Source organism: Candidatus Caldatribacterium sp., assembly GCA_014359405.1.
Taxonomy (GTDB): Bacteria; Atribacterota; Atribacteria; order Atribacterales; family Caldatribacteriaceae; genus Caldatribacterium; species Caldatribacterium oleiphilum.
Window position 1 is genome coordinate 1 of sequence record JACIZN010000072.1, and the last position, 10,111, is coordinate 10,111.

At 50.9% G+C, this 10,111-nt stretch carries 9 protein-coding genes and 3 tRNA genes; 4 read left to right on the forward strand and 8 right to left on the reverse strand.

The window, feature by feature from the left end; all coding sequences use genetic code 11:
* The first annotated feature begins 71 nt into the window (after positions 1–71).
* From H5U36_06670 to H5U36_06680, 3 genes are all read left to right on the forward strand, one after another.
* Entirely contained in the window at positions 72–1,226 is a 1,155-nt protein-coding gene (locus tag H5U36_06670; protein ID MBC7217813.1) for a hypothetical protein, read from the forward strand.
* A gap of 597 nt (positions 1,227–1,823) precedes the next feature.
* Positions 1,824–2,135: a transposase gene (locus H5U36_06675; GenBank protein MBC7217814.1), complete on the forward strand. Its 312-nt coding sequence runs from the start codon at positions 1,824–1,826 to the stop codon at positions 2,133–2,135.
* Positions 2,056–2,760, forward strand: coding sequence for an IS256 family transposase (locus H5U36_06680; protein MBC7217815.1), 705 nt, complete (start codon positions 2,056–2,058; stop codon positions 2,758–2,760). Before H5U36_06675 ends, H5U36_06680 begins: the two co-directional genes overlap by 80 nt.
* 77 nt (positions 2,761–2,837) lie before the next feature.
* Here H5U36_06680 and H5U36_06685 read toward each other — a convergent pair whose 3' ends face one another.
* From H5U36_06685 to H5U36_06700, 4 genes are all read right to left on the reverse strand, one after another.
* Complete coding sequence (locus H5U36_06685; GenBank protein ID MBC7217816.1) at positions 2,838–3,617, reverse strand: glucose 1-dehydrogenase; 780 nt, start codon at positions 3,615–3,617, stop codon at positions 2,838–2,840.
* 26 nt (positions 3,618–3,643) lie between these two features.
* Positions 3,644–3,721, reverse strand: a tRNA-Pro gene (locus H5U36_06690).
* A gap of 55 nt (positions 3,722–3,776) precedes the next feature.
* Positions 3,777–3,853 (reverse strand) — tRNA-Arg (locus H5U36_06695).
* Positions 3,854–3,875: 22 nt separating this feature from the next.
* A complete protein-coding gene (locus tag H5U36_06700; GenBank protein ID MBC7217817.1) occupies positions 3,876–4,556 on the reverse strand; it encodes a precorrin-2 C(20)-methyltransferase in 681 nt (226 codons plus the stop codon).
* 77 nt (positions 4,557–4,633) lie between these two features.
* Between H5U36_06700 and H5U36_06705 the strand changes: the two genes are divergently transcribed.
* Positions 4,634–4,710, forward strand: a tRNA-Lys gene (locus tag H5U36_06705).
* 96 nt (positions 4,711–4,806) lie between these two features.
* On the opposite strand, the gene H5U36_06710 is transcribed toward H5U36_06705, so the two are convergent.
* The 4 genes from H5U36_06710 to H5U36_06725 form a co-directional block, all read right to left on the reverse strand.
* On the reverse strand, positions 4,807–6,258 hold the full coding sequence (locus tag H5U36_06710) for a glucuronate isomerase (protein ID MBC7217818.1): 1,452 nt from the start codon (positions 6,256–6,258) through the stop codon (positions 4,807–4,809).
* Positions 6,259–6,785: 527 nt separating this feature from the next.
* The gene (locus H5U36_06715) at positions 6,786–7,880 is read right to left on the reverse strand and encodes a hypothetical protein (GenBank protein ID MBC7217819.1); all 1,095 of its coding nucleotides are present in this window, start codon (positions 7,878–7,880) and stop codon (positions 6,786–6,788) included.
* A gap of 36 nt (positions 7,881–7,916) precedes the next feature.
* Positions 7,917–8,921, reverse strand: a complete 1,005-nt coding sequence (locus tag H5U36_06720; protein ID MBC7217820.1) for a hypothetical protein — start codon at positions 8,919–8,921, stop codon at positions 7,917–7,919.
* A gap of 67 nt (positions 8,922–8,988) precedes the next feature.
* The coding region (locus H5U36_06725; GenBank protein MBC7217821.1) for a hypothetical protein at positions 8,989–10,111 on the reverse strand (1,123 nt) is incomplete at its 5' end.

Genomic DNA, 10,111 nt, shown 5'->3' on the forward strand with positions numbered 1-10,111 from the left:
TCTTACCCAGTCAGCTGCTTCCAAAGGAGACACCTTGTAGGGGACAGGAGATCAAGGGGGGCAACAGTCACGTGGATAGCCTGGAGAGAGTAAAGAGAACGATAGAGTTCGGGCGTCCGGATAGATATCCTATAATGCATGCGGTTCTTCCTGCAGCGTGGATGAGATATGGTGAAAAACTCTACTCAATTCTAAGAAAGTACCCTACTTATCTGCATCGTGAAGCAGTTGAAAAAACTGGCGGAACAGGAAAGTGGAGACCCGCTGCTGCTGGTTACGAAATGAGCGAAGAGCTTATGGAGAGGTTCGTATTGGAAGACGACTTTGTTTTTGTCGAACCTCGTACATTCCAGTATGGAAAACCGGGCAGAAGCGGTTACCAGAGCGACGAGTGGGGCTGTATATGGCGCAAAGAAGACCCTGGGCTCGTAGGCCAAGTGGTTGTACATCCACTAGCCAAAATTGTAGAGGAAGGGTTAGATGACAAAGCCCTTGAAGCGTACAACTTTCCGGATGGAAGTGCATATTGGAGGTATGATTACCCCTTTTTAAAAGCCCAGGAGCAATTTGCTTACGAAAGTCGAAAGTACTTCCTTGCCTACATTGGTAACTTGTTCGAACTAATGCAATGGCTGGTGGGATTTGAAAACCTCATGATTGCCTTTCACGAGCGACCAACCTTTGTCTTCAAGCTTATTGATAAGATTGTGGAGTATAGCCTCGAAACGCTTCGAGAATTTGCAAAATACAATATCCAAGGAGTATCTATGAATGACGACTGGGGTACCCAGCGATCCCTTATGATCGATCCTAACATGTGGAGGAAGTATTTCAAGCCCGCATACAAAACTATATTCCAGGAAGCCAAGGAAAGAGGCCTTCATGTTCACTTTCACACTGATGGCAATACCATAGAGATCATCGAGGACCTAATTGAGATAGGAGTGGACGTTATTAACCCGCAGCTTTCGGCCATTGATCTGGAGAGATTGTCGAAGATTGTGAAGGGCAGGGTTTGCATTAGAACTGATATTGACCGACAGTATATTCTTCCGCAAGCTTCGAGAACAGAAGTTAGGGAATATGTCAAACACGTCATAGAACTTCTGGGAACGAAGGATGGAGGACTTATACTCTGTGGGGAAATTAACCAAGATGCCAAACTAGAGAACGTGGAAGAAATGTACAGGTCTTTCGAAGAATATGGATACTTAAGGGAAGAATAGGGAACAGGATAGACTTCAAACTGTACCCCTTGCTTCCCCAATAACGCTTGCTTTTTCAATGGCTCTTTCAAATTGTTGCACGATTTTCGAGTTCAAAAGCTCCACTCGTACGGCCCAACGGATACATTCATCGATTCCTAGAACCATCAACTAGTGTCTCTCTGCCCCGCGTGAAGCCACCAAGAAACCTTTCATCGCGTTCTTTTTTCTATTCCCAACCAGTCTCCTCCAGCAGGACCCTGTTCTTTTTCCACCAAGCATCTACTGTCCAAAGCAGGACAAAATCCCCCGGACCCCGCTAACCCTTTATAGCGCCACGAGTCAAGCCGGTAGTGCCTCAGGAAGTGTGTCTGTGGGGCAGCATGGTAACCTTCCCAAGGGAAAAGACTTTCGAAAGGAGGAAAGCTACCATGCGGAAAGAAACCCGCGAGGAAATCTTAAAGGCGTTCGAAGGGAACTCAGGACGATGGTCCGGAACCTTTTGGAGAACCTCATGCGGGAGGAGCGGGAACTCTACCTGCAGCAACACCCCACCAAGGCCAACGGGTACTACACCCGGATCTTCTCACCCTCGCTGGCCTCCTGGAGGACCTCAAGGTGCCCCGCGTGCGAGAAGGGAATTTCCATCCGAGGATTCTCCCCTACCGGAAGCGGGCTTCAGTAGACCTCTCGGAAGTTATCCTCACCCTCTACAAGGAACATCTCCCGCTTCCTGGAGGGCGTTTACGGCGCCTTCTACTCCCCGCAGAGCATCTCCCGACTCCTTGTGGTCGCCGAGGAACAGGTGAAGGTCTGGCGGGAAAGGCCATTAGCGGAGGAGTACTACGCGGTGTTCCTGGATGGGACTTTCCTCTCCATCCGCCGGGGAAAAACGGCCAAGGAACCGGTGTACATGGCCCTGGGGATTGAGCCGGATGGGCGAAGGGATATCCTGGGGTTTTGGCTGTTTGGGACGGAAGGGGAGAGCGCCAGGAATTGGGAAGAGGTTCTCAAAGACCTGAAACGACGGGGGGTCCAAAGAGTGCGGATCTTCATCACCGATGATCTTCCGGGTCTGGAGGAGGCGATCAAAAAGATCTTTCCCGAAGCCGATTGGCAGCTTTGTGTTTTGCATGCCGTACGGGATGCATTGAACAAGGTCAGAAGGAAGGACCGCGAGGCCTTGGCTGAAGCTCTCAAGAAGATTTATCGCGCAGAAACTGAGGAGGAGGCCAGGGAAGCGTTGAAGAGGTTGCGGGATTGCTGGGGCGGAATGTATCCCAAGATTGTGGAGCGATGGGAGACCAAGGCTTATGCCCTTTTGGCGTTTCTTCGTCACCCCAAGTCCATCCGGCGGTACTTGTACACCACGAACCAACTGGAACGCTTAGCCAAGGAGGTGAAGAGGAGGACGAAGGTGGTGGAGGTGTTCTGTGGAGAGGAGGCGGTAGAAAAGCTCTTGTACCTGGTTTTGAGTCACTTGAACGAGGCCTGGGGATCGCGAAGGCTCCGAGGATTTGCGGAAATCGAGATGGGAAGCTATCATGCTGGCTAGACACACTTGACGAGACACTATGCGAGAAGACAAAGGAGAAAAGTATTGTTCCGTTTTTTTACGCTCCTACCACCTCCCTACCAGATGGTGTATCCTCCGTCCATAACAAGCACGCTTCCCGTAATGTACGAGGAAGCGGGAGAGGCCAAAAAGACACAGGGACCCTTTATCTCTTCAGGCCGACCCAGGCGCCCCATGGGGGCGAGCTTTTTCCAGAGCTCAGCGTACTCAGGATACTGCTTCAGGAGGTCCGCAACAAGTTGCGTCTCCATGTACCCCGGGGCAATGGTGTTCACCCGAACGTTGTACGGGGCCCATTCAGAAGCCAAAGACTTTGTGAGCATGATGACGGCGGCCTTTGAAGCGTTGTAGTGGGCCTGCGCCTGAGGAGTGTTCACGATGATTCCCGACATGGAGGAGATGGTGATGATGCTCCCCTTTCGGCACTTGATCATTTCCCTCCCTGCCGCCTGGCAGGCGAAGAAGACTCCATTGAGGTTGATATCGAGAACCCGCTTCCAGTCTTCCTCTGGCATTTCCTCGGCTTTCATCCACTGCCCAACCCCTGCACAGGCCACGAGAATGTCAATTTTTCCGAAGAGCTCAACGGTCCGCTGCACCACTGCCTCAACCTGGGCTTTCTTCGTCACATCAACCTGCATCGCCTCTGAGGCAACTCCAAGACCCCGGATTTCCTCGGCGACTCTCTGGGCCTTTTCAAGGTTGAGGTCGGCTACAACCACAGAGGCTCCAGCTTCGGCAAGGCCTATGCACATCTCTCTCCCAAGACCCTGTGCTCCACCGGTAACAACGGCCACTTCTCCATCGAGGCGAAAGAGGTCAACTACGGAGGCCACTGCATCCCCCCCCTTAAACCGCAAAATGGTCGGGGCGAGCCGATTTGAACGGCCGACCACTCGCACCCCAAACGAGTGCGCTTGCCAGGCTGCGCCACGCCCCGACGCATTTTTATTGTAACACAAACGTTTCCACTGTCAATGGACCTCGTAAACCCCTGGCGCGCCCGGCGGGAATCGAACCCACAACCTACGGATTAGAAGTCCGTTGCTCTGTCCTGTTGAGCTACGGGCGCGCAAGTTTATTGTAGCTATTCCCTACAAACTCTGCAATAGGTATGGAGACTTCCTGCGACGAAGAAATGCAAGGGAAAAGTACGGAAGGGACAGGGAACAATTCGCAAGGGGATAGATTTTCTCCTTCTCTGTTGCCAGGTTTTCCCCAATCCACCCCTCGAAGGAGTCCCCGAAATCCAGGGCAACTCTCCTGAAAAGCGAAGCTACCTTGTACACGACACAGGTGTCAGAATTTGCAAGGAGGGTCCCGATGCGCTCTTTTTCTGCAGTCCCCGGAACAATGCTCAAGATTTCCCCTCCCTGCGCAAGGGGCAAAAGGAGGCGTGCGCTCATCACCTGGTGAGCGCTGATGCCCGGAATAACCTCAACCTCGAGGGGAATTCCTCCTGCGACTTCAGGGAGAATCCGGAAGGGCGATCCGTAAAGCCCCGGATCCCCAAGGACAAGGAAAGCCGCCTCTTTGGGTTTCCGGGAAGCCAAAGCCTCCACAACACGCCGGGACGCATGAGGGTCCTCAAGGGATAGGTAGACCACCGCGCATCCCGGGGAAAGGTAGGGACAGGCCACCTGGTACGCCCGGCTCTCGAGTTCAGAACCCATGAGAGGGGCAAAAGCAAGCTCCACCCGCCTGAGGACTTCAACGGCATGCACCGTCAAAAGCCTGGGATCCCCCGGTCCCACACCCACAATCCAGAGCTTCATAGAGGATAACTCCCCTTTAAAAAATCCAGACCCCTTGACACCTTCTCTCCCACATAGTATATTCTACCTTGCCTGGTGGGCCGTTAGCTCAATTTGGCAGAGCAACTGACTCTTAATCAGTGGGTTGCAGGTTCAAGTCCTGCACGGCCTACCAGAAACCCCCTAAAATCAAGGCTTCCAGCCACCTGGTCTCCCCTGAAAAACCCAGTTTGACAGCCAGAGAATTTACCCATCGTTCTCCCCCAGGCGCTCAAGGGAGAACTCCCTCAAGCCCAAAAATCCAAACCACATTGCGGTACATGAGGGCTTCCACAAGACGGGTAGCGCCCGGGCGGGAAATCTGGCCCTCGGAGAGGAGCTTCCCCACCACCCGGCAGATCATCCGGTCGAAGACCTCAAAGCGACTCCCTTCGGAGAGAATCTTCCGCCCATCGGCAACCGGTCCGCCCATCGAGGTGAGAAGAAAAGAGTTAGCTATCTCAAGGAGGGCCTCCTCGATGAGGTGGGGAGCATCGTTGAACCACCAGGGGAAGCCGGGGTGGACCCGGGGGAAAGCCCGAGCCAAAGCCACAAGGACATGGAGGTACTCATGGTTCATGGTATAGAGGACAAGGTGGTGCTCGGCGTTATCCTTTCCACTGAAAAAGCGCGAGAGAAGGGGCCTGAGGTTCTCCACCACCTGGATGCTGTCAAGGGTGACATCCCCTCCCACGTTGCTTCCAAAGCGGCTGAAAAGGTAGGGATTCGCATCCCGCAGAACCCCAAAGTGGATCTGGGTTACCAGGTGGGCTTCCCGGTCCATCTCCAGGAAGCGGTGCATCATGTAGGAGGTGAAGTCCCGAGCTTCAGGGGAACGGGGACTGAAGCGCTCTCCTTTCTCGAACGCCCGGACGAAAATCTCTTCAGCCCGGGCCTCAGGAACCTCAAGGCCCCAGGGCTCCACAAGGCCATGGTCGCTTGCGCGGGCACCCATGGCGGCAAAGTAAGCGTGCCTTTTGCGCAGGGCCTCGAGGAGTCCCCGAAGGGTGGTGTCCTCACCGGTTGCTTCGCAGAGCCTCCTGACGTTCTCCCGGAAGTGAGGACTCGTGACATCCCGGTACGCATCGGGCCGAAAGGTGGGGATGAAGAGGATATCGGGAATGGTTGCTCGAGCCCTCTTGTGGTCCTCAAGGTTGTCAAGGGGGTCGTCAGTGGTGGCAAAGAGCCGCCCGCCCATCTTCCGGAGGAGCTCCTGAGGCCGCATGTCCTCCCGGGAAAGGGCTTTCTCCGTTTCCTCCCATATGGACTTTCCCGTCTCAGGTCCAAGGAGCTCCGCAATACCGAAGACCCTCCCGAGATCAAGGTGCATCCACTGGTGGACGCGGTTCCCCTCAAGGTAGGGGAAGACCTCACTCAGGACCATCCACTTTTCGAAGTCGGAGCGGGAGGAGTCGTAGGCAAGCTCAAAGGAAAAGGGCGGGAACTTGGCGGCAAGCTGCACGAGGTAGTGGTCGCAGTTTCCGTACCGTTCATCCACCACTTCCGCTTTCCAGATGTTCAGAAAAGAAGCATTGTCACAGATTTGCCGGAGGCTGAGGTGGGTGTGGACATCGACGATACCCCGGGATTTCCGAAGGGGAAGCGCCACCTCATGGTAGAGCCACACCGCTTCTTTTGTCGTGAGGAGCCAGTTGGGGTTGAGGAAATTAGTGTCAATGAACATCAGACTTCCTCCTTTTCGGACCTACATCCCGCAGGATGTATTGAAACCTCCATCGGCAAGTGTAACCACCCCGGTGACGAATTACGAAGCAGGAGAAATAAGCCAGACAACTGCTCTGATGAGGTCTTCAGGTTGTCCAAACCCTCTCTAAGAGGTTTGGACAATGACACTTTCCCCAAGTTACGAAGCTTTTTCATAACTAGCAGTACCTACACCGATTCATACCCAAGGTTTTGTGCGGATGCTCACCTCTTGGGTATTCGGTATGATACAACATAGGGTGAAAGTACCTCTTCCTGCGAAGGAGAACACTTACATCAAAAGAGCCAGCCCGAAAGTATAACTATCCACACAAAAGCTCCTTCTGCTTGACCACACACTGATATAAAAGGTCATCTCTCCTCTTTACAAGCAAGGTATCCATAGACGAGCCGCAAATGGGGTACTCGTAAAAATGAACTCAAACAGTGCCTAAATCCTGAACTATGTCCCTGCAAGGAGCACTGATTTCCTCGTCAGAAGGGCACTTACACCATTCCATCCTTTTGCTCATACCTCCACCTCTTTAGGAATTCGTACATAAAGATGATGTTTTCCAATGGCACATCAGTTTGGATAGCATGGGTGGGAGCAGCAATGTATCCTCCTCCAGGCGCACAAATAGTGACTATCCTGGTCAATTCCTCCTTTAATTGTTCCCTTGAAGAGAAGGGTAACAAACTCTGCACTGAAATCGTACCATGTAGAGTTAATACCTTGCCGTAACAACGCTTGATTTTTTCAACATCCATACACTCCGGCTGTACTGGGTTTAAGATATCTACCCCGATCTCGATCAGGTCCGGTATTATTGGTTCAATATAACCATCACTGTGGTATTGGATAAACACGGAAGGATTGGCCTTCTTGCAGGTTTCGATAAGCGTCCTCATTCGAGGTTTAAAGTATTTGCGCCATAGCTCAGGACTCACCATCATTCGATCCTGCATACCAAAATCGTCGCCCAAATAGACAATGTCAACCCCTATTTCAACATAACGGGTACATTGCACAAGGCGTAAAGCAAGTATTTCATCAAGGAGCTTTTCCGCCCATGCCGGATCCCTGTAGAGCTTGTACAGAAAATGCTCATACCCGCTTATCTGCCACGCTAACTCGAAGAGCGTCGAAGTTGCTTCTCCCTGTATGAAAAATCTGCTCTTGAAAAGCGCTACAACCTTTTTAAGAGCATCGTAGCGTTCCTCCTCCTCAAAATCAGGGAAGGAGAACCTGCTAAGATCCTCGTCCCTCGCCAAAGGGTGAGCGATGAATCCAAAGTACCTTCCCTTATCGTCAGTACGATATCGGATCCCAAACTCGTCTTCGTAGATCCCCGGTGAGACCTCAATAACCCATTTTCGTCTAGGGTGAAAAAAAGCACCCCTCCTCAAGAATTCTCCTCCAGGGAGCAGTCCTCCCTGACGGAAGTCTATGCCAAAGTAACTAAGCAAGTCTTCCCTATTCCTCAAACCCAAAATCCCTATAAGACCCTGAACAACCTCCTCTCTTGCCTCAAAATCAAGAGGTATTCGATCCGGTTCATTATGCTTCAAGGCTTTATAAACCCGTGTCCTGCTGTCCATGGAAGCCACCTCCGCATCGACTTAAGCGGGAAACGCTTACCAGCGATACTCCCAAAATGCATCAAACATGCAAATCAAGTTTTCAAGCGGGATTCCATCATGCAACTCGCTACTTGAAGCAAAGATAACACCTCCCGCAGACTTGGCAAGCTCGCAAATGCGCTTTACTTCCTCTCGGATTTTTTTCTTGGGACCGAAAGGCAAAAGATGGCTGCAATCAAGGTTGCCGATAAGAACTACCCTAGACGGACAAGTTGTTCTCATCTTTTCCAGCTCGAGACCTGCGAGAGGATCCAAGGGGTTAAGCCCATCAATCCCTGTGTCGATAATTTGATCGAGAACTTCCAAGAAGTTGCCATCCGAGTGGAATACGACCTTGATTCCCTTTTTGTGAAACACATCGACTAAGACCTTTAAACGGGGGAAAAACTCACTTTCTAACAGCCGTGGAGAAAAGATAAGTCCCTTATTGCTTGCAATGTCTTCTCCTAAGAAAGCTACTGGACATATGTTCGGATCTGCTAATAACTCAACAATGGTCTTACATCGAAGAAAGCGCCCCTCTAACCATTCTGAGAAGAGAAGGGGATCATCATACCAAAGGAATGAGAAGTTCTCAAACCCGGCTTCCTCGTATGCCCCATAGAACCAGCCTTCTGCAGCTGTCCAAAAGAGTAGCGTGTCACCAAGTAATTCCTGTTCCAGGACGTGTTTGTCATGTAATTCTCTAAGAAAAGTTTCGCTCGGATGCCAATCAATAGATTGTCGAACACTTTGCTTAACCCACTCCAGAAAAGAGGGATAATCATGGAAAGGTCGCTTCACAACCCAACTAGTCCAACCAGTATATAACCTAAGGAAGCCATCCTCCTCCTTATAGGTAGGAGTATTTACAGGTACACGGATCGTCCTCGTTGCGTCAAGAACTTTCTGACATGCCCTCGTGACTACCATCAATTCGTTCCCCTTGCGCAGTTTTTCTCCGGCATAGTACTCGATAGCCTCTCTATTCCTCAAGAGGTCAAAGTGGAGAATTGGCAACACACGCTCACCCGAAAAGACACGCAAAATAAGCTCCCGAGGAGAATAGCCTCTTGTCATCAAGGGATCACCTTCCTATGCAAGGCTCCGGCCAAGCAACGAGAAAGGTCGCAATCTCCTCTAAAACAAGCGCTGGAAAAGGCTTGCAATCAATGCGAAATCTCTCATTACACCCCATCGATTGATACATATCCAAGGTAAAAGTATAAGCCGATTTAGCTACATCTACTTCCACTTCGTATTGTTCTCCATCTTTGAAAAGGATAGGGCGATTGATTACCAACCTATGCGGAGCAACCATCGCAGCAACACAATCCAGATCGAAATTGCGCAAAACATCAAAGAGATATATCCCCATTGGAGCAAGAGTTCCTCTGCCTACTAAGGAGACATAGTTTAACAGGAGGTTGTCTAGAACTACCAGCTGAATTTCATCATCAATCGCCGAAGCAAAAAGGGAAACCAAGGAGGTTCTCACTCCGCTACTAAAGAGGGCGGTCCGAGGCAAAGAGTTAGCCTGTTCCTCGTAAAGAATTCTTAAGACCCTTAGAAAATAAAGGAGGTCAGCCACTTGCCTACCAAGCAGGCTTGTTCCAATCATCATATGGTTGGTAGCCACCTCAAACTCGAGGGTTTCTTCAGTCTCACTTTCAACTTCTGCCAAGGTACCATCAGCAGTAGCAATAATCCTGTGTGTAGGAGCAATCGGAAGTGTTTCTCCTAAGCCTCTTACATCAAGCACAAAAAGGTCAGCACCATTTTCGAGAACGGAACCAAGCAGCTTTTCATCCAGGCAACTCAGTTTTCCATTATCACACATCATCACAAGACAAGCCCTCTTACCACCACGACTTTCAGAAGGCGTCCAACGATAGAAGGGAATAGTTATTCCTTCGTCCCAGGACAACACAAACCTCTCGACTCGATAATTACAACATTCGTATTCTCCTTCCTTCAGAATTGCTGGCTTGTAAGCCAGCAATTCTTCAAGGCTAAGATTGAGCACGGACAATACTTTAGCAGTAAGTTTTTCCTTGAGAACACGCCACTCTTCAGGGGTGTTAAACGTGCAATCCCTGAAAACGTATTTTCTGCAGGTCTCCTGTGAAAACCTCAACAGTGGCTGACTTGAGGAAAGAAAGGGACACCACATGGAACATTTCAAATCAACGCTCTCGGGGGGTTCTATT